Origin of the sequence: Kribbella sp. NPDC051587 (assembly GCF_044453945.1) — a bacterium.
In the GTDB taxonomy this organism is placed as follows: domain Bacteria; phylum Actinomycetota; class Actinomycetes; order Propionibacteriales; family Kribbellaceae; genus Kribbella.
In genome coordinates this window covers 105,179-123,633 of sequence record NZ_JBITDE010000017.1, presented here as the reverse complement: position 1 = coordinate 123,633, position 18,455 = coordinate 105,179, and the positions used below count along the sequence as shown (strand labels likewise).

At 68.2% G+C, this 18,455-nt stretch carries 16 protein-coding genes; 7 read left to right on the top strand and 9 right to left on the bottom strand.

The window, feature by feature from the left end; translation table 11 throughout:
- Positions 1-19: 19 nt before the first annotated feature.
- The gene (locus tag ACIA49_RS38160) at positions 20-592 is read left to right on the top strand and encodes a ClpP family protease (protein WP_396383161.1); all 573 of its coding nucleotides are present in this window, start codon (positions 20-22) and stop codon (positions 590-592) included.
- On the opposite strand, the gene ACIA49_RS38155 is transcribed toward ACIA49_RS38160, so the two are convergent.
- Positions 564-1,733 (bottom strand): trans-sulfuration enzyme family protein, encoded by a 1,170-nt coding sequence (locus ACIA49_RS38155; RefSeq protein ID WP_396383160.1) that lies wholly within the window; start codon positions 1,731-1,733, stop codon positions 564-566. The two genes, ACIA49_RS38160 and ACIA49_RS38155, sit on opposite strands and share 29 nt — an antisense overlap.
- A gap of 144 nt (positions 1,734-1,877) precedes the next feature.
- Between ACIA49_RS38155 and ACIA49_RS38150 the strand changes: the two genes are divergently transcribed.
- The gene (locus tag ACIA49_RS38150) at positions 1,878-2,393 is read left to right on the top strand and encodes an Lrp/AsnC family transcriptional regulator (RefSeq protein ID WP_396383159.1); all 516 of its coding nucleotides are present in this window, start codon (positions 1,878-1,880) and stop codon (positions 2,391-2,393) included.
- Here ACIA49_RS38150 and ACIA49_RS38145 read toward each other — a convergent pair.
- The 3 genes from ACIA49_RS38145 to ACIA49_RS38135 form a co-directional block, all read right to left on the bottom strand.
- Positions 2,390-3,394, bottom strand: coding sequence for an LLM class flavin-dependent oxidoreductase (locus ACIA49_RS38145; RefSeq protein ID WP_396383158.1), 1,005 nt, complete (start codon positions 3,392-3,394; stop codon positions 2,390-2,392). The genes ACIA49_RS38150 and ACIA49_RS38145 overlap by 4 nt on opposite strands.
- Before the next feature lie 124 nt (positions 3,395-3,518).
- On the bottom strand, positions 3,519-4,052 hold the full coding sequence (locus tag ACIA49_RS38140; RefSeq protein WP_396383157.1) for an NADPH-dependent FMN reductase: 534 nt from the start codon (positions 4,050-4,052) through the stop codon (positions 3,519-3,521).
- A gap of 35 nt (positions 4,053-4,087) precedes the next feature.
- Positions 4,088-4,498, bottom strand: a complete 411-nt coding sequence (locus tag ACIA49_RS38135; protein ID WP_396383156.1) for a hypothetical protein — start codon at positions 4,496-4,498, stop codon at positions 4,088-4,090.
- 115 nt (positions 4,499-4,613) lie between these two features.
- Here ACIA49_RS38135 and ACIA49_RS38130 point away from each other — a divergent pair, with 115 nt between their 5' ends.
- Complete coding sequence (locus ACIA49_RS38130) at positions 4,614-6,851, top strand: HelD family protein (protein ID WP_396383155.1); 2,238 nt, start codon at positions 4,614-4,616, stop codon at positions 6,849-6,851.
- Here the strand turns inward: ACIA49_RS38130 and ACIA49_RS38125 are convergent.
- Both ACIA49_RS38125 and ACIA49_RS38120 read right to left on the bottom strand, forming a co-directional pair.
- Positions 6,845-7,417: a hypothetical protein gene (locus tag ACIA49_RS38125; RefSeq protein ID WP_396383154.1), complete on the bottom strand. Its 573-nt coding sequence runs from the start codon at positions 7,415-7,417 to the stop codon at positions 6,845-6,847. The two genes, ACIA49_RS38130 and ACIA49_RS38125, sit on opposite strands and share 7 nt — an antisense overlap.
- A complete protein-coding gene (locus ACIA49_RS38120) occupies positions 7,414-9,168 on the bottom strand; it encodes a PHP domain-containing protein (protein WP_396383153.1) in 1,755 nt (584 codons plus the stop codon). The genes ACIA49_RS38125 and ACIA49_RS38120 overlap by 4 nt, the downstream gene beginning before the upstream one ends.
- Positions 9,169-9,376: 208 nt before the next feature.
- On the opposite strand from ACIA49_RS38120, the gene ACIA49_RS38115 reads away from it, so the two are divergent.
- Entirely contained in the window at positions 9,377-11,863 is a 2,487-nt protein-coding gene (locus ACIA49_RS38115; RefSeq protein ID WP_396383152.1) for a glycoside hydrolase domain-containing protein, read from the top strand.
- Positions 11,864-12,093: 230 nt separating this feature from the next.
- On the opposite strand, the gene ACIA49_RS38110 is transcribed toward ACIA49_RS38115, so the two are convergent.
- Positions 12,094-12,324 carry a hypothetical protein gene (locus ACIA49_RS38110; protein WP_391543982.1) on the bottom strand — a complete coding sequence of 77 codons (231 nt, stop codon included), beginning with the start codon at positions 12,322-12,324 and terminating at the stop codon, positions 12,094-12,096.
- Positions 12,325-12,535: 211 nt separating this feature from the next.
- Complete coding sequence (locus ACIA49_RS38105; protein ID WP_396383151.1) at positions 12,536-13,297, bottom strand: SDR family NAD(P)-dependent oxidoreductase; 762 nt, start codon at positions 13,295-13,297, stop codon at positions 12,536-12,538.
- Positions 13,298-13,392: 95 nt separating this feature from the next.
- Here ACIA49_RS38105 and ACIA49_RS38100 point away from each other — a divergent pair, with 95 nt between their 5' ends.
- The gene (locus ACIA49_RS38100; RefSeq protein WP_396383150.1) at positions 13,393-13,974 is read left to right on the top strand and encodes a MarR family transcriptional regulator; all 582 of its coding nucleotides are present in this window, start codon (positions 13,393-13,395) and stop codon (positions 13,972-13,974) included.
- Here ACIA49_RS38100 and ACIA49_RS38095 read toward each other — a convergent pair.
- Positions 13,971-14,798 carry a DUF3152 domain-containing protein gene (locus tag ACIA49_RS38095; RefSeq protein WP_396383149.1) on the bottom strand — a complete coding sequence of 276 codons (828 nt, stop codon included), beginning with the start codon at positions 14,796-14,798 and terminating at the stop codon, positions 13,971-13,973. The two genes, ACIA49_RS38100 and ACIA49_RS38095, sit on opposite strands and share 4 nt — an antisense overlap.
- A gap of 188 nt (positions 14,799-14,986) precedes the next feature.
- On the opposite strand from ACIA49_RS38095, the gene ACIA49_RS38090 reads away from it, so the two are divergent.
- A complete protein-coding gene (locus ACIA49_RS38090) occupies positions 14,987-16,798 on the top strand; it encodes a protein-arginine deiminase family protein (RefSeq protein ID WP_396383148.1) in 1,812 nt (603 codons plus the stop codon).
- A 244-nt stretch (positions 16,799-17,042) separates the two neighbouring features.
- Positions 17,043-18,452, top strand: coding sequence for an LCP family protein (locus ACIA49_RS38085; protein WP_396383147.1), 1,410 nt, complete (start codon positions 17,043-17,045; stop codon positions 18,450-18,452).
- Positions 18,453-18,455: the final 3 nt, after the last annotated feature.

The following is an 18,455-nucleotide window of genomic DNA, read 5'->3' as shown; positions in this document are numbered from 1 at the left end:
CGACTGCACTGTGGAAAGCATGAGCGAGCTACCGAACAACCTGGACAAGAGCCTCTACGAACGCCTGATGTGGCAGCGCATCCTCGTCCTCGGCGAGGAGATCACCGACCAGAACGCCAACGCGCTGTGCGCCCAGTTGCTGCTGCTGAACGCCGAGGACCGACGGGCGGACATCTCGCTCTACATCAATTCCCCCGGCGGATCCGTCTCGGCCGGGCTGGCGATCTACGACACGATGAACTTCATCGGCAACGACATCGCGACGTACGCGATGGGGTTGTGCGCCTCGATGGGACAGGTGCTGCTGACCTGCGGTACGCCGGGCAAGCGGTTCGCGCTGCCGCATGCGCGGATCATGATGCACCAGCCGAGCGGCGGGATGGGCGGGACCGCGAGCGACATCAAGGTGCAGGCCGAGCAGGCGGCTCAGTCCCGGGCGGACCTGGCCAAGCTGATCGCCGAGCGGACGGGTCAGCCTCTGGAGCAGATCGTCACGGACTTCGACCGCGACCGGTGGTTCACTCCGGAGGCTGCCCGGGAGTACGGGATCGTCGATCGAGTCCTTACCCGGCCGGTCGCCGTACCGGCGTGAGGGCCTGCTGAAGATCAGCGGTGAGGTCCTCTGGGTCCTCCAGGCCGAGCGACAGCCGGAGGAGGGCGTCGGACGGCTTGGCCGAGGCCTCGACCAGGCGGTGGGTGAGGGCGGCGGGGTGCTGGATGAGCGTGTCCACGCCGCCCAGTGAGACCGCGTGGGTGATCAGCTTGAGGTTGGCCGCCACCTGGGCCGCCGCTTCGTAGCCGCCGGCCACAGTGAACGCCAGTACGGCGCCTGGGCCGGACTGCTGGCGACCGACCAGCTCCAGCGGGTCGTTGAGCCCGGGATAGTAGACGTGTTCCACGCCGGGCTGGGCACAGAGCCAGTCGGCCACCTTGGCAGCGGTTGCCTGCTGCGCCCGCACTCGCACCGGCAACGTCTGCAGTCCCCTGTGCAGTTCGTATGCCGCCAGCGGATGCAGCAGGCCCCCTGTTACTGCGCGGATCTGCCGCAAGCGGCTGACCCAGTCCCGGTTGGCCGCAACCACGCCGCCCATGACGTCGCCATGACCACCCAGGTACTTGGTTGCCGAGTGCAACACCAGGCTCGCCCCGTGCCGAGCCGGCTGCTGCAGCACCGGAGTCGCGAAGGTGCTGTCCACCAGCACCGGTACGTCGCCCGCCTGCCGGACCGCCGCGGCGATGTCCACGAGCTCGACCGTCGGGTTCGCCGGGGTCTCGAGGATGACCAGGCCGGTGTCGGGTCGGATGGCGTCGGCGATCTCGGCCGGCGTCACCCAGCTGACAGTTGTCCCCAGGATGCCTGTGGACAACAGGTGGTCGCTGCCGCCGTAGATCGGCCGGACGGCGATCACGTGTGGGCGGCCGGCGGCGACTGTAGCGAGCAGGCTGGCCGTGAGAGCCGCCATGCCGGAGCCGAACGCGACCGCGCCGTCGGTCTGCTCGAGCTCGGCGAGCGCGTCCTCGAACCGGGCGACGGTCGGGTTCCACAGGCGCTGGTAGACGAGGCTGCCGCCGTCAGGGCCGTTGCCCTGGGCCAATGCGTCGTACGACGCGCCGCCGGTCCCGACGTCGGGGAGCGGATACGTGGTCGACAGGTCGATCGGCGGGACGTGCACCCCGAGGGCGGTCAGGTCGTCGCGGCCGGCGTGCACCGCGCGGGTGTCGAGCTGCGTCATGGCGCCTCCCCAAAGTTATCCACAGGCAGTGGCGAAGTTGAGGATGGAATCTTCTGCGGTTGAGGCGCAAGAGTTCCGAAGAAAATTCGTCCACAGGGATGTCCACACGCTGTGGATTCTGTGGTCGCGCTCTACAGTGGTGCCATGCCGAAGGATCGCCGGAGCCCCGGACCGGCCCCTCGGGCGGTACCGGGCACGGATCCGGGCGGCCTGGACGAGGTGGATCGCGAGCTGGTCCGGCTGCTCACCGTCGACGGACGGATGCCGAACAACGCCCTCGCCGAGGCGACCGGGATCGCGCCGTCGACATGCCTCACCCGCGTTCGCTCACTGCGCGAACGCGGTGTCATCCGCGGCTTCCATGCGGACGTGGACCTGGGCGCGCTGGGTCAACCGCTGCAGGCGCTGATCGCGATCCGGATCAGTACGCACTCGCGCGACGAGATCGACCGCTTCCGCGCCAAGGTCCCGGCCCTACCGGGCGTCCTCTCGCTCTTCCACGTCAGCGGTGCCAACGACTACCTGCTGCACGTGTCCGCAGCCTCGCCGGACGCCCTCCGCGAGTTCGTCCTCGACCACCTGACGGCCGACGCCGCCGTAGCCCACGCCGAAACCAGCCTCATCTTCGAACACGTCCGAGCCACCCCGGCCCCGGCTTAGCGGGGCTTGAGGCCCCAGGACTCGGCGAGGAGCTGGATGGAGCGCTGGCGTTCGGCGGGGTCGTGGATGTGGGTGGTGATGATGAGTTCGTCGGCGTTGGCGGCGTTGGCGCGGCGGCGGAGTTCGGTGGCTACCTGGTCGGGGGTACCGACGATGGCCAGGCCGGCCCATTCCTCGACGGCGGCTCGCTCGCCCTCACTCCACGGGTAGGCCGCGGCCTCTTCCGGTGAGGGCAGCGGGCCGGGGCGACCGGAACGCAACCGCAGGATCGAGAGGGCGTTCGCCTCGGCGAGTTGCTGGGCGCGCTCTTCGGTTTCGGCGACGATCGCGGCCAGGGCGAGGATCGCGTACGGCTGCGTCTCATGCTCGAACAGCTTGAAGTTCGTCTTGTACGACGCGATCACGCCGGCCGGGTCGAGTGTGCCGAAGTGACCGGCATAGGCGAACCCGGTTCCGAGGGCGGCAGCCGCCTGAGCGCCGTACGAGCTGGAGCCGAGGATGTAGACCGGCGGCAGCGGCACGTCGGACGGTTGCGCGGAGATCGGTTCGAACGGGTGACCGGCCGGGAAGCCCTCGGCGTAAGCGCGCAGCTCGGCGTACTGCTCGGTGAAGTCGTCGGCGCCGAGCGCCTCGCGGCTGCGGCGGAGGGCGAGCGCGGTGCGCTGGTCGGTGCCGGGCGCGCGGCCGAGACCGAGGTCGATGCGGTCCGGGTACAGCCCGGCCAGCACGCGGAACGTCTCGGCGACCTTCAACGGGGAGTGGTTCGGCAGCATGATCCCGCCGGCACCGACCCGGATCGTCGACGTCACCCCGGCCACCGCGGCGATCATCACCTCGGGGCTGGAGCTCGCCACGCTCGCCAGGTTGTGATGCTCAGCCAGCCAGTACCGGTGATAACCGGCGGCCTCAGCCACCCGCGCCAGCTCCAGCGTCTCGTGCAACGCCCGCGAAGGCTTGGTCCCCGAAGGCACCGGCGAAAGGTCAAGCACGGACAAGGGCATGGCTTCGCTGCTCACACCCACCCCAACCACCCCCACCCGCCACCTATTCCTCGGCACTCCCCCGCGATCGGTAGACCCACCACCTGCCTGGCATACCCATGAGAGGGGGTGGCGGCTGCCTGGTTTACCCATGGGAGGGGTAGGGGGTGGTGGCGCGGGCGTCGCGGAGGGGGCGGGACCACCAGGCGAGTTGGGTGAGGAGGGTGTGGGCGGCGGTGTTGGTGGTGGGGTCGAGGGGTTCGCCGGCGGGCGTGAAGTCGTCTTCGTGGAAACCGAGGGTGTCGCGGATGGTGACGGCGTGGAGCTCGCCGAAGACGAGGCGGAGTTGTTCGGCAGCACGCAGGCCACGGGAGCGGCCGCCGTAGACGACGAAGGCGATCGGCTTGCCGAACCACGGTTGCCGGACGGCGTCGATGGCGGTCTTGAGGTCGCCGGGGTAGGCGTGGTTGTACTCGGCCGTCACGACGACGATGGCGTCGGCTTCGGCGATCCGCACCGGAAGCTCGGCCGGCGGTACGGCGCTCAGGTCGATCAGGTCCGGCTTGAACTCGTTGTGCCGCTCGGCCGCGCGCTCGAACCACTCGGTCACCGTGGTGCCGAAGCGGCCGGGCTCGAGGTTGCGGGTGAGCACGGCAAGGCGGAGCGGATGGACAGTCACGTCCAAGGACGCTAATACCTCAAGAAGACTTGAGGTCAAGCCGGCGGATACGGCGGCACGCGATACGCCACACGAACCGGGGCGCGCTGCAGCCCGACGATCACCAAGATCACGCTGGCCACGATCACGAGGCCGACCAGCACCGCATGAAGCACCGACAGGAGGGACCTCAGCAGCAGCAACTCGCCCGAGCAACCGATCGCGGCCACCAGCGCCAGCCAGAGCCCGGCGCGTCGCCGCGCGATCAGCGCGCCCAACGCGGACAGGGTCACGATGACCACGACGAGTGTCGGGATCGCGGTGAAGATCACCACGTAGCCATGCGGATCACACTGCGGCCCGCAGGAGGAGTCCTCGGACGAGGAGGCGTCGACCAGCTGGAAGATCGCCGCCACGCCCACCAGCAGAGTCGCCGCCACGTTCGCGATCCACAGCCAAGGCTTCACGTAATCCCCCACTACAAGAAATCCCCGGCAGCAGATAAACTCAAGGATTTGTGGCTACCACCGAGAAATGCATTCGGGAGCCAACAAAGACGCATTTTATCACAAGGGGTTTGAATTGCCGAATCCGGTCGACGCCGAACAAGCGCACCTCAGCACCTTCTACGCTGCCCTCGATCACGAGCGGGAGCGGACGGAGGCGCGGACGCGCGAGGAGCTGCTGATCAGCACCCGCAACGCGCAGGCGCTGAACCAGCGGGACGGGCGGATCCGCAACCTCGACATCCGGCTCTCGCGACTCAACCGGGCCGAGGAAGGGCTGTGTTTCGGGAGGCTGGATTCGGCTGACGGCGAGGTGCTCCACATCGGCCGGCTCGGCCTGCACGACGCCGACTATGAGCCGTTGCTGATCGACTGGCGCGCTCCCGCCGCCCGCCCGTTCTACATCGCGACCGCGATCGCGAACCGAGGCGTCGTACGGCGCCGCCACATCCAAACGCGGTTACGCCGCGTGGTCGACGTACAGGACGAGCAGCTCGACCTTGCCCGGGAGGCCGCCGACCCGTCCAAACCGGGGACCGGGGTGATCGGCGAGGCCGTGCTGCTGAAGGCGCTGGACGCGCGCCGGACCGGCCGGATGGAGTCGATCGTGCAGACGATCCAGGCCGACCAGGACCGGATCATCCGCTCCGAACTGCCGGGAATCCTGGTCGTCCAAGGCGGTCCCGGCACCGGTAAGACCGCGATCGCATTGCACCGGGCCGCCTACCTTCTGTACACCCATCGTGAACAACTGGAAAAGCGCGGAATTCTGGTCGTCGGACCGAATGCGGCATTCCTGAAGTTCATCGGCCAGGTGCTCCCGTCGCTCGGTGAGGACGGCGTCCGGCTGGTCACGATCGCCGAGCTGTACCCGGGCGTGACCGCGACCCGTCCGGAGGCTCCGGAGAGCGCCGAGGTGAAGGGCCGCACGGTGATGGCCGCGGTGATCGAGAAAGCGGTCGCCGACCGCCAGTGGATCCCGGACGCGCCGATCGAGGTGCTCGTCGACCGGACCACGCTCACGCTCGACCCTGAGTTCGCCCGGACGACGCGCGACCGCGTCCGCCGCCGCAACCTCACCCACAACCAGGCCCGGCCGTTCTTCCTCAACGAGATCGTCGACGGCCTGACCGCGCAGTACTCCGACCTGATCGGCACGGACCCGCTCGACGGCGAGAACCTGCTCGACGACTACGACCTCACCGAGCTGCGCAACGAGATTCTCGCCGAGCCGAAGATGCAGGCCCTGTTCGATCAACTGTGGCCGCAGCTCAGCCCGCAACAACTCCTCGAGGACCTGTACGGCGATGAGGAGCGACTCGCCCAGGCCGCGCCACAACTCAGCGAACTCGACCGCGAACACCTCCTCCGGTACGGCGCCGACTGGAGTCCGGCCGACGTACCGCTGCTCGACGAAGCGGCGGAGCTGCTCGGCGACGACGGCACCGAAGCTGCTCGCGAACGCGCCGCTCGGGCGCGCGCAGTTGCTTATGCACAAGGCGCTTTGGACCTGTTGTCCGGTTCGGGGTCGACCGACTTCGATGAGGAAGACGACGCCGAGGTACTGACCGCGAAGGACATCCTGGACGCGCAGATGCTTGCCGAGCGCTACGAAGCCGACGACGACCGCACGTTGGCCGAGCGCGCTGGCGCCGACCGGCGGTGGACGTACGGACACGTGATCGTGGACGAGGCACAGGAGCTCACCCCAATGGCGTGGCGCGCGATCGCCCGGCGCTGTCCGCTGCGTTCGATGACGGTGGTCGGCGATGTCGCGCAGACCAGCGCGATCGGCGGCGGCACGAGCTGGTCGTCCGCGCTCGGCGAGACTTTCGGTGACCGCTGGCGGTTGGCCGAGCTGACGCTCAACTACCGCACGCCGGCCGAGGTGATGGACCTCGCGAACGCCGTACTGCAGGAGGTCGATCCCACCGCAAAACCGCCGCGTTCGGTCCGCTCGACCGGCGTACAGCCTTGGCATGCGGAGGTCCCACCGGCCGATCAGGCCTTGTACGTCTACAAAACAGCGTCCGAGGAGACCCAGTACGGCGAGGTCGGCGTGATCACGTCACGCAGCCGGCTCGAGCTGATCCAGGAGGCGGTCGACGGCCTGAGCGGCGTCACCGTGCTGACCGCCCGCGAGGCGAAGGGACTCGAGTTCGACTCCGTCCTGGTCGTCGACCCGGACGGCATCGTGATCGAGTCCCCTCGCGGACTCCGGGACCTGTACGTCGCTCTGACCCGCTGCACGCAACGTCTCGGCGTGATCGGTGAGCTGCCCGAAGCACTGGCCCAACATGATTGGAATCAGTGATCGGCGCAGCACTTCTGCTGGTGCTGGAGTTCGAACGGGATCAGCAGGTTGCCGGCGGCCGGCTGTAACTGCAGTACGAGCTGACCCTCCCGGCGTACCGGCCGGAGGAAGTCGAGTGTGTCGACCAAGGCGTCGTCGGTGATCGGCAGACCACCAATCGCTTCCAGGTGGTCGATTCCGCACCGGCTGCGCAGCTCGGCCGCGGGCAGGACCCCGCGGCCCTGCTCGTGACCAGGCCAGCGGACGACGCGACCCGCCGTACCGAGTGCTGCTTCGACCGCGGCCACGTAGGCGCCGCGGACGAGCTGGCTCGGTCCGGCGAGCTCCGGCTGGGTGGCTCCCGGCCGGGTGATCGCGAGGCCCGCGCTCCGATCCGCGACCACGGCGCGGATCGGTTCGGCCAGGTCGGCGCCGCCGGCCAGCGACACCGCGACGTGCGGCCGGTCGCCGCCCGCAACCATGTGGGTGCAGGCGATGACCGGCTGGTTCACAGCCTCGAGCAGCTCGTACAGCAGGTGGTCGGCCGCGGCCGTGTCCTTGCTGTCCGTGTCGACGGCGACAATCACTTCGGCAGCACCCAGATCGGGTTCGTGTAGAACCAGAGGTCGACCCACGGGTCCGCGTCGCCGACCACGTCGAGCGCCGGACCGGCCGGGTCAACGGCCGCGCCGTGGTACCCAGGCTGGCTGCGGTGACCGTCGGTGCCCCGGACACGCAGGTACGACGCCTCCTCGACCCGGCCGAGCGGATAGACCAACTCGAAGGTGCCACGCTTGCCGGAGGTGTCCCACTGCCGGACGACCTTGGTCTGCGGCGCCGCAAACGTGTCGCGATCGCTCGCCGGACCGGTGACCGAGCCCTGGATGACATCCACGCGATTGAGCGTGGGAACGAAGTTCGCCCAGTTCGGCATCGTCTGCGTGGTGATCCGGACCACCAACTCGACCGGGCGGCCCTTCCGCACCACGAGCGCGCCACCCAGCGGTTCGCCGTACCGTTTGCCCACCTCACGGACCTCGACCTCGACGCCCTTGACGAGCATGCCGTGGTCGACCCAGACGCGGCCGTTGCGCAGGCCCTCCATCACCGAGAGGTAGTCGCGGCGGTCGGCGCCGACGTGCGTGCGGCTGTAGAAGCCCGGCCAGAAGTCGCTGTTCGTGGTGAGCACCTGGTTGCCGTAGACCGGGTCCATGTACCGGCCGTCGCGGTCGAACTGCTCCTGGCTGGAGCCGTCCGGACGGCGGGCGGTCTCGTTCCAGTTGTTGTGCGAGTCGGAGTTCGCGCTGATCCACCACGGCTTGCCCTCGGCGAGCAGGCTGTCCCACAGGCCGCCGACCGTCGCGGTCATCCAGTCGAAACCGCCCCAGGTGCGGTAGCTCTCGGCCGGGTACGCCGGGAACGAGTTCGCGTTCGGGGAGTTGCCGTAGATGCCGCGGGCGCCACCGGTACCGATGCCCTTCGGGAGACCGCCGGCCTGGTGACCGGGTGCGCCCTCGAAGCCGACCGCGATCCGCGGGTTCGCGTCACGCCAGTTGCGGATCTCGTGCGGGCTGTCGATGCCGTTGCGGGCCGGGTGATTGGCCAGGAAGAGTGCGTCCGCGACGCGGCGCTTGTCGACCTGCTGACCGAGCCACTGAATGCCGGAGACCGCGAGAGCCTCGTTGGCCGGGGTGTTCGCACCGGCGTTCTTCACGCTGCCGTCGTAGTTTTTCTCGAACTGCTTGAGAACCTCGACCTCGCGACTGCCCGGTGCGACGAAGATCGTGCCGTGCTCGGCGGCCGGGATGTTCCACTCCAGCCCCTGGAAGATCAGGGTGTCCTTCAGTTCGGAGCGCGCGGCCTTGATCTGCGGGTTCACCAGGTCGACGCCGATCCGGGCGTGGGTCGCGCCGCCGTGGTCGGTGATGACGAGCCAGTCCAGGCCGTACGCCGCCGCGTGCCGGGCCTGGTCGATCACCCGGTACATGCCGTCCGAGCTGAACTGCGTGTGGATGTGGTGGTCACCGGCCAGCCAGACGTTCGGCCGGTTGCCGTGGCTGAAGACCCAGCCGTCCTTCGGGGCGGTGGCCGCGGCGAACTGGGCGCCGGTGACCGCGAGGGCCGCCGTACCGCCGAGGATGCCGGCCGAGCGGAGCAGTCCGCGGCGGGAGACCTCGGTCGGGCTCAGGTCGCTGTCCGGCACCGACTCGTCGAGCGCGGCCAGCGTGGCCGCGTCGAGCTCGGTGTTGGGGTGGTGATGGTCGTGGTCGTGCGAGTGGTCGTGACCATGTCCGTGCCCATGACCGTGTCCGTGACCCGCGCCGTGCGTGTGCCCCATCGTGCTTCCTCCTGACAAAGGGAAATCCGCCGGATCATCGCCGGACCGGATGTCCGGCGGATGTTGCTCCGGTGAACCATTCGACGCACCTGCGATCCCGTCGCGGCGGCGAAAATCAGTGAGTGGTCTAGTCAGGAATGTTGGCCTCGGCGGCGAAGGCTCGAAGAATGAGGACCGCCCCCACCCATCGGCAGGAGGGTTCCCCGCCATGAGACCGTCCAAAGTGCTCGCCACGATCCTGGTGACGGCGAGCATCACCGCTGTCAGTACGCCGTCCATCGCGCAGCCACCGACGCACACGCAGGTGTGGTCGGCCCGCGCCGCGACCCATGTGTTCCCCGACTCGCTCCCGTCCGACACCGGAGCCAGTACTGCGCTGGCTCTCGACTCCGCTCGCAACGAGTTCGAGTCCGGGCAGGTCGTGATCCGCCGCGACCGTGCCTTCACGATCAAGCGGGTCAGCTTCACGCCGCTCTCCGCCGGCTTCCGCCAGATCCCGCCGTCCGAGCTGAGCTACAACTTCGTCAAGTTCACCTCGCTCAACCACAACTCGGTCTTCGGCGGTAATCAGTACGTCTACGCACCGAGCCGTCCCGCGCCCGACGACTTCCCGGACGGGCTGTCCAACGACCGCTCGACCACGGTCGAGGCCAACCGGACCCAGCCGATCTGGGTTCGCGTCCATGTGCCGAAGTACGTCGCCGGTGGCGTCTACCGCGGTGCCGTCCGGATCGAGACCGATCATGGGACCGAGACGCTGCCGCTGTCGGTGAACGTGCGGCCGGTGACGATCCCGGACGCGAAGGACAGCGGCTTCACCGATGTCGAGTGGACGCTGTTCTTCGGCACGGTCTCGTACCAACCGCCGCCCAGCGGCGTCGAGACGATGCTCGCGAACTACGGCTTCTCCCCCTTCACCCCGAAGTGGTGGAAGCTGATGGAGGACTACGCGAACCTGCGCCGCGACTACCGCAACAACAACCTGACGCTGCCGATGAACACCCTGCTGCTGGCCGGCAACACCACGGTCGACGAAACCGGCAAGGTGCACTTCGACTTCTCCAAGGTCGACCAGGTGGTGAAGTTCTTCACCGACCGCGGGACCGTCAGCAGGCTCGAGGGCTTCTGGGTCAACGCCGGCCCGGGGTACCTGACGCACTGGGACGTCGAGACGCTGGCCCGCGATGCCGACGGCAAGACGGTCAAGAAGAACGTCGTCTGGACCTCACCCGAGGCGGACAGCTTCATCAAGCAGTACGTCGCCGCCGTACGGGATCACGTGAAGGCCAAGGGCTGGGCCTCCAAGTGGTGGATGCATGTCGGTGACGAGCCGCAGGGTGAGTCGGGCCGCGAAGGCTGGTTCGGGATCCACGACAAGATCAAGGCGATCTGGCCGGACGTGAAGCTGGCCGACGCGACCTTCCACGACCCGGTCGCCTCCGAGGTCGCGCAGACGGAAGACATCCTGATCCCGAACCTGCTCAACTACGAGTGGAACCCGAAGACGTTCGACGCGGAACGGGCCAAGGGCAAGGATCTGTGGCTCTACAACTGCAACATCCCGACGCTCGGGTACCTCAACCGCTTCATCGACCAGCCGGAGTACTACCAGCGGCTGATCGGCTGGCTGGCCGCCGCCCGGAACGCGAACGGCCACCTGCACTGGGCGTTCAACAACTGGAACATCTCGATGGACGACCAGGACGTGAAGGGCGACTTCTGGATCGTCAACCCGGACAAGAACCACCCGGACCTGCTCGAGCGGACCATCCGGCTGGAGTCCCAGCGCGACGGCATCGAGGACTGGGAGGTGGTGAACATCCTGAAGAAGACGCATCCGCAACTGGCCATGGACCTGGCCAAGGCCCTCGTCAGTACGCCGGGCACGTTCACCGGCGATGTCACCTTCCTGGACCGCATCCGGACGCTCGTGCTGGACGCCGCCGCCGGCAAGCCGCTGGCCGCGCGGAACCTGGCCGCAGCGATTCGCTCCGGTGGCTCGGTTGATCTCGGGGCGCAGCAGCAGGTCGACGGCGTGTACCTGAAGTGGGGTACGACGCATCCGGCCGAGTACACGATCCAGACGTCGTACGACGGAGTGAACTGGGTCGACGCCGGGAAGCGGACGACGGCCGACGGTGGTGAGGACTTCGTCGGGCTGAACGCGAAGGCGCGCTACATCCGCCTGAAGGCGCCGGCTGAGGGACTGCTCGAGTTCAAGGTCGCGGGCGCGCGGTTGCCGCACGAGAACCTGGTCGCGGGCAGGACGTACACAAAGTCGTGGGAACCGCCGAGCGGCTACCCGGACACGACCGGGCGGGAGTCCACCGACGGCGTGATCTCCGACAACTTCGGTGACGGCCGGCCGTACGTGATCCAGGGCAAATCGGGTGAAACGAAGTCGTTCGACGTCAGCTTCGACCTCGGTGCACGGAAGACCGTGCGCGAGGTGGACGTCCAGGGGTACGTCGAGTACTCGGGCTACCGACCTGACACCGTCCGCGTGCTGACGAGTGACGACGGCGAACACTGGACCGACCGCGGCCCGGTGGTCACCCGCCCGAACGATGCCTCCGGCAACCGGTGGCTGGTCCGGTTCGACCCGGTCCAGGCCCAGCACGTGAAGGTCGCCTTCACCCGGACCTTCACGCCGTCGGCCGACGGGGTGTTCCTCGACGACATCGAGGTCTACTAACCACAAAACGTCCGCACCGGACTGGGGGGACCGGTGCGGACGTGAAAGTTGTTCAATTCATTCAGGCGCAATGCAGAGGAGAAATGCGGCGGCAAGTGAGGAGCAGAACGCCAACGCTCACTTGCCGCCGTACCGATGCCTTTGATGGTCGAGGTGAGGTTCTCGGCCGGCCGTTGTCCGGGTGGGTTGTCTGGTGAGAAACGGACGACGCAAAGGCTTCGGAAGCTTCTCTAGCGGGGTGCTACGTCCCACATGCGCTCGCCGGGCAGGGGGTCGGGGAGCCGGTCGACAGCAGGCATCGGGTCGTTGGTGACCCGCAGGCCGGCGAAACGACGGCTCATGGCGTGGGCGTACCGCTCGGCCAACGCCGGCTCGGCGTTGTAGTCGGCGATCACATGCTCACCGAACCAGACCCGCACGCGACGGCGCTCGATGATCTGGGTGGCGGTGGCGGTTGTCACTGGTCCTCCTGGCAAATTCGCGATGGTCGGCAAGGGAGAATTCGCGGGCGAGCGCGGTGACGATGCGCCGTAGGTGTTCACCGTCACATCAGATCCAACGGAGCATGTGAGCGGTTGGTCACGCAGCGATCTCGATTTCTCCGACTGCGGGCAAACTTTTTCGGACCACCGGTACTCGAATTGTTCGAGCACATTTTCGACTGTCGTGAATTCAGCCGAAGGGGCCGCGGACGGAGACGCCGCCGTCGAGGACCAGTTGCTGGCCGGTGGTGTAGGCCGCGGCGTCGGAGGCCAGGTGGACAACGGCGGCGGCGACTTCTTCGGAGCGGCCGTAGCGGCCGAGGGGGATCTCGTCGACCCATTCGTCCGCCGGCGCGGTGTTGACGGCGGTGGCGATGGCGCCCGCCGCGGCGACGTTCATGCGGATGCCGTCGGCGGCGTACTCGGCGGCGACGGTGCGAGCGAGGCTGAGGAGGCCTGCCTTCATCACCCCGTACGCCGCTTGTTCGGGAGCGGCCATGAATCCGGTGACCGAGCCGACGCTGACGATCGAACCGCCGGTGCCTTGCTCGAGGAAGACGCGTAATACGGTCCTGACCGCACGGGCGACGTACCGGAGGTTGACCTCGTAGATGGTGTCCCAGTCCTCGTCGGCCATCTCGTGCAGCTTCACCGCGGGGACGAACGCGACCTGGCCGCCGACGACGGTGACCAGGATGTCGAGGCCGCCGAGGTGCTCGACCGCGCTGGTGACCATGGCCTCGATGTCGGCGAGGGAGCGCACGTCACCACTCACCCCGTACGCCGTACCTCCGGCTGCACGTACTTGGTCGGCAGCCTCCGCCGGCCGGGCCGGATCGAGGTCCGCGATCACGACCGAGGCGCCCTCGACGCCGAAGGCGTTGGTGATCGCGCGGCCGATTCCGGCTCCGCCGCCACCGATGACCAGGGCTCGTTTCGCACTCAACTGCATGGCCGCGAGGGTAGACCACCCTCGGTTCTGGATTCATAGGGTTTCCTCAGGAACGACACGCCGAGCTGTCGGAAGGACTCCGTACGCTGGATCACGTGACCATCGAAGACGAGGAAACCCAGGCTCTGGCGCTGCGCAAACCGGCAGTCGACGGAGTCGTGGGATCGCCCGTACCGGTTCAAGCGACGGCCTTCGCCGCCGTGCAGACCGAGCACCTGATCGGGAACGCCGGTGACGCGCTGCGCCTGCTCGACGCTGTCGAGCGCGTGCGCGGGCATGCTCATCCGCTGATCCTCGGACTGCAGGACGCCGTCGGTCTGAAGATGCCGGCGGCCCTGGTGCTGAGCGCGATCGCGAACGGCCGGAGCACGGCCGAGGGCGTCGCCGAGCAGATCGGCACGACCACCGCCGAGGCCGAGCTGGCCATCTCCGACCTGGCCGCGCTCGGCATGGTCAAGATCGGTCGACAGGTGGTCGTCACCGGGCTGGGTCAGGCGCGCCTGTCCCAGCTGGACGGTCTGACCGTCCGCGTCCTCGATGTCGTCAACGGGATTCTCGGTCCGGACGATGCTGCTCATCTGGTCCGGCTGCTGCACACCGTGGCGGACGGTCTCGAAGGGGCTGCGGGCCCTGGTCCGAGCCAGGCCGTGCTCCCGCAGGTCTTCCTCCAGAACTAGGTACCGGGGATGGGGTCGTCGTACTTGCCGAGGCGACCCCGGTAGAGCGATCCGTCGCGGTAGGGCCACGCGTACGCCGTACAGCCGTGGAGCCCGAGGGTCTGCTGTTGCATGACCGGCGCGGGCTGGCCGTCGCCGGGGCAGAGCTGGTGAGCGTTGCCGAGGCGGTGCCCGGTCTCGTGGTTGACCATGTACTGGCGGTAGATGGTCAGTGAGGCGCCGTAGTTCGGGACGCCGTGCACCCAGCGGGCGATGTTGAGGACGACCCGGTCGCCGATCCGGCAGCTCGTGTAGCGGTCGGGCGCATAGCCGCAGTACGTGTCACGGGTTTCCGGCGTGACGAACATCAGCCGGAAATCCGCCTGCTCCCCCGGCCCGACCTGCTGGAACCGCCACTTACCGCCGGCGGTCCAGCCCTGCGGAGCGCCGTACGTGTCGCGGACGAACTCGGCCAGCTCCGCCTGGTTGATGCCCTTGATCCCGCCCTCGATCGCGATCTGGAAGGTCATCAGTCGGCCGGCGCGGCCAATCACTCGGTGGGCCGGGTCGCCGGGGAGCACGGTGAAGTTGACCGTGCCGCGCTGCGGATAGGTGATCGCCGGGTCGGGGCGGTCGGGCGCCTTCGACGACTGCTCATCGGCCGGCTTGTCACCCTTTGGCGTCTGTACGACGGTCCGTGCGGGCGGCTGAGCCTGGTCGACCACCGGCCGCTCGGGCTTGCCACCGCGATCGAACGGGCTGGCCGGGAGCTGGAACAGCACTCCGGCGCCGACCACCGCCACGGCGGCGAGTCCGACGATCCTGACAGCAGTCCAGCGGCGCATCCGGTCCCTCTCCTCACGACGCCCTGGCGGGCGTCCATCCATCTCCTCTTGCCTGCAAGCCCCAAAACCCTTCTCAGTGCCCATCTCAGGCCCTGGGTGGAGATCGATTCTCCACCTGCCGGTCCCGATACGACCGTGTTAGTTTCGAGGTGGAAAAAGTACGCTCGTATCACAAAGGAGAAGCTCCGATGAGACGCTGGACCGCGGGCCTCGCCGCCGCGACCCTGCTCGCCGCCGGAACCCCGGTGATCGCTGCCTGGGGCTCCGCACCACTCGCGCACCTGACCGCCGACGTGAACCGCGACGGCCTGCTCACCACCGCCGACGACGCCGGTCGATCCACCTGGACCGACGGTCGCGGCGCGATCTTCCTGCCGAACCTCGACGACGACGAACGCCGCTGCAAGGTCGCGCCGGCCGACCTCGACGCGAGCGACCGCGCGGTCGACGACAAGCTCGCCGCCTGCAACGACGCCGCCGACGACCGCATCAACGGCCCCCGGGATGCCGCGGATCTGGCTCCGCTGAAGATCGATGCCCTCAGCAACCTTTCGTCCACCGCGACGGGGACGTTGACGATCAGCCCCGCGAACAAGGCCCGTCTCTTCGCGGCCGGATCTGGCCGCGACGTGGGTTCATTCATCGATGCTCGGCCCGTCACGAGTCTGACGGCGGCCCAACTGCAGCGCGGCGTGCGGCTTGGGTTGGAGGGGCGCGATGTGGTTCGCGACCCGGCGAAATGGGACGGGCGGATCACGGTCACGCTGACCGTTCGGGACCACGGGCAGAGCAGTAGCGACGTCGTACAGCTGCGGGTTGCGCCTTTGTTGCTGCAGAACGACCTGCAGCCGGCTCAGACCGTGCTCGCGGGACGCCCCAACGACGGACCAGGCTGGTGGGACGGCACTCCGCCGTACCCGGATGGTGTGCCAGGTGAGTGGCAGCCGTTCGCTCGGTCGCTGCGTCAGGCGACCGCGGGGGCGCGACTGAAGTTCGTGAAGGGTACGGCGCATGGCTGGAAGGACATGTGGCTCCAGGACACGTTCGAACCGGCGACCGCGAGCATGCCGGCGGTCGGCGGGCCGCACACGATGCGGATCCTGATCCGGTCCGGCAATGTCTGGGAGTTCAACGGAGTCGCCACTCCCCGTCCGGCCGGTCGGCTGATCTATCGCGACCTGCGCGGCCCGGACGTCGGCGTCGTACAGGAGCTCGCGGCCAAGGCCTCCCCGAGTCTCGACGACCTGCTGAACATGGGCGGCAACCTCGAGGCCCTCCCGCCGTACGACGGTTATCCACAGGGCCGGGTCCTGTACGGCGCCGGTGCGCGGCGACCCGATCCGGCGTACCTGAAGCTGGTCACCGGGCAGGGTTATCAGCCACCAGTCACGATCGACTCCTCCTGGTTGATGGTCGGTCACGCCGACGAGACGACTCACGTCGTACGGGCGAACAACGCTCGCGGCTGGACCCTCGCGGTCGCCGACCCGCGGCTCGCGGCCAAGCTCCTGCGCGACGTGCAGCAGCACGGTGGCGGCAGCCAGCACCTCTTCGCCAACACCAACGCCAAGACCAAGCCGACCGTCGACGAACTGCTCGCCGACGCGAAGCTCGCCGACAACGAGGCCGCCGCCCAGCACATCGACGATCAACTCGCGATCCTGCTCAAGGCGACGGGTCTCCGCAAGGACGAGCTTGTCCGGCTCCCGGTCTTCTTCGACCGCGTTCCCGGCTACGGCCTGCTCAAGGCCATGACGCCCGGCCTCGTCAACGGTCTCTCGGTCTCCGCCCACCAGTTCGCCGCTCCTGACCCGCACGGCCCGCGGCTGAACGGCCGCGACGTCTTCCGCCAGACGGCCGAGCGCGCCCTCGCTCGCAACGGCGTCCACGTCAGCTGGGTCGAGAACTTCTTCTGGTCACACCTGGGCGGTGGCGAGGTGCACTGCGCGACCAACGCGCTCCGGGATATCTCCGGGGCCACCCCCTGGTGGAGGTCGTGATGCCGGCCGCAACCTGGTGAGAGCGATGGCAGAAACAGGACAGGATTCGCGGACCCGCCGAACTTTTTCCAAAGTCAGCGAATCGTAGGGCTGAGCGCGGTTCGGGGCCGCGCTCATTGTCCTGTCGCCGGTTTGATGAGTGGAGCCCATGTCCTCGAGCAGCAGATCCGGGTCCGGGCCTCGCCGTGCGCGGCGGGCCAAACGTCGCGAGCGGTCGGGGATCGCGGCGCTGGCCTTGGCAATCGTGGGAGTACTACTGCCGGGTGTCAGCTACCTGGCGGCCGGGCGGCGGCGCCTGGGTACGGCGGTCACGCTGCTCACTCTGAGTCTGTACGGCGCAGCGGCGTACCTGGCGCTTGCTCGTCGTGATGACGTGGTCACGTGGGCACTGAACCCCACCATCCTGCTCTGGATGGTGGTCGGGCTCGGCGTGATCGCCCTGTACTGGGTCGCGGTCCTGGTCTCGTCGTACAAGATGCTCCGGCCGTTGGCCGCCGGACCGGGAGCGCGGCTGGCGGGGTCCGCGGTGATCGGGCTGGTCTGCTTCGGGATGGCATCCAGTACGGCGCTCGGCGCGCAGACGCTGATGGCGCAGCGGCAGCTCGTCGAGAAGGTCTTCTCCGGCGACCAGTCGAAGAGCCAGACCCGGCCGAAGATCAAGAACACCAAGGACCCCTGGGCCCAGATCCCGCGGCTGAACATCCTGCTCCTCGGCGCCGACGACGGCGAGGGTCGCGACAACACCCGGACCGACTCGGTGATGATCGCGAGTATCGACACCCGGACCGGCAAGACCGCCCTGATCTCGCTGAGCCGGAACTGGATGCGGATGCCGTTCCCCGAGGGCACCCCGCTGCACAAGGAGTACCCGACCGGCTACTGGGACCCCAACGGCCCGAAGGACCAGCCGAACCACTACCTCGACGCGATGTACCGGTTCGTCCCGGCCGAGCACCGCGATCTGATCGGTCCGTCCGACAATCCGGGCGCCGACGTCCTGAAGCTCTCGGCCGGCGCGGCCATGGGCCTGAAGCTGCACTACTACGTGCAGGTGAACCTGGCCGGCTTCGCCCAGCTCGTCGAGGCGCTCGGCGGGATCACCGTGAACATCAATTACAAGGTCCCGGTCGGCGGTAACGACGACAAGAAGATCCCGGCCAGCCGCTACCTCGAACCCGGTCCGAACCGGCACCTGAACGGTGTGGACGCGCTCTGGTTCGCCCGCGGCCGTTACCAGGTCCAGGGCGCCGACGTCGCCCGCCAGGCCCGCCAGCGCTGCACCGTCAAGGCCATCGTCGAGCGCGCCACCCCGCAGAACGTCCTGGCCAACTACCTGGACCTGGCCAAGGCCGGCGAGAACCTGGTCCGCACCGACATCCCGCAGACCATCCTGCCCGCCTTCGTCACCCTCGGACAGCGGATGAAGAACGCCTCGATCACCAACATCGACCTGGACAAGAAGCACAACTACCCCAGCGGCCTGAACCCGGACTACGCCGCTATGCGCGCCCTCGTTCAGCAGCACCTCAACGCCACCGCCAAGCCCAGCACCCCCAAGCCCAAACCGACCACCACCACTCCCCACAAACCCACCACCGCCAAAACGCCCGCCCCCGACCTGGCCGAGGCCTGCGCCTACCACCCCGAGAAGTGAGCC

Bases quoted from the DNA above. Each gene is read 5' to 3' on its own strand.
- ACIA49_RS38115 (WP_396383152.1), top strand. From the start codon at position 9,377: ATGAGACCGTCCAAAGTGCTCGCCACGATCCTGGTGACGGCGAGCATC.
- ACIA49_RS38095 (WP_396383149.1), bottom strand. From the start codon at position 14,798: ATGCGCCGCTGGACTGCTGTCAGGATCGTCGGACTCGCCGCCGTGGCG.
- ACIA49_RS38145 (WP_396383158.1), bottom strand. From the start codon at position 3,394: ATGCCCTTGTCCGTGCTTGACCTTTCGCCGGTGCCTTCGGGGACCAAG.
- ACIA49_RS38160 (WP_396383161.1), top strand. From the start codon at position 20: ATGAGCGAGCTACCGAACAACCTGGACAAGAGCCTCTACGAACGCCTG.
- ACIA49_RS38120 (WP_396383153.1), bottom strand. From the start codon at position 9,168: ATGGGGCACACGCACGGCGCGGGTCACGGACACGGTCATGGGCACGGA.
- ACIA49_RS38150 (WP_396383159.1), top strand. From the start codon at position 1,878: ATGCCGAAGGATCGCCGGAGCCCCGGACCGGCCCCTCGGGCGGTACCG.
- ACIA49_RS38105 (WP_396383151.1), bottom strand. From the start codon at position 13,297: ATGCAGTTGAGTGCGAAACGAGCCCTGGTCATCGGTGGCGGCGGAGCC.
- ACIA49_RS38090 (WP_396383148.1), top strand. From the start codon at position 14,987: ATGAGACGCTGGACCGCGGGCCTCGCCGCCGCGACCCTGCTCGCCGCC.
- ACIA49_RS38155 (WP_396383160.1), bottom strand. From the start codon at position 1,733: ATGACGCAGCTCGACACCCGCGCGGTGCACGCCGGCCGCGACGACCTG.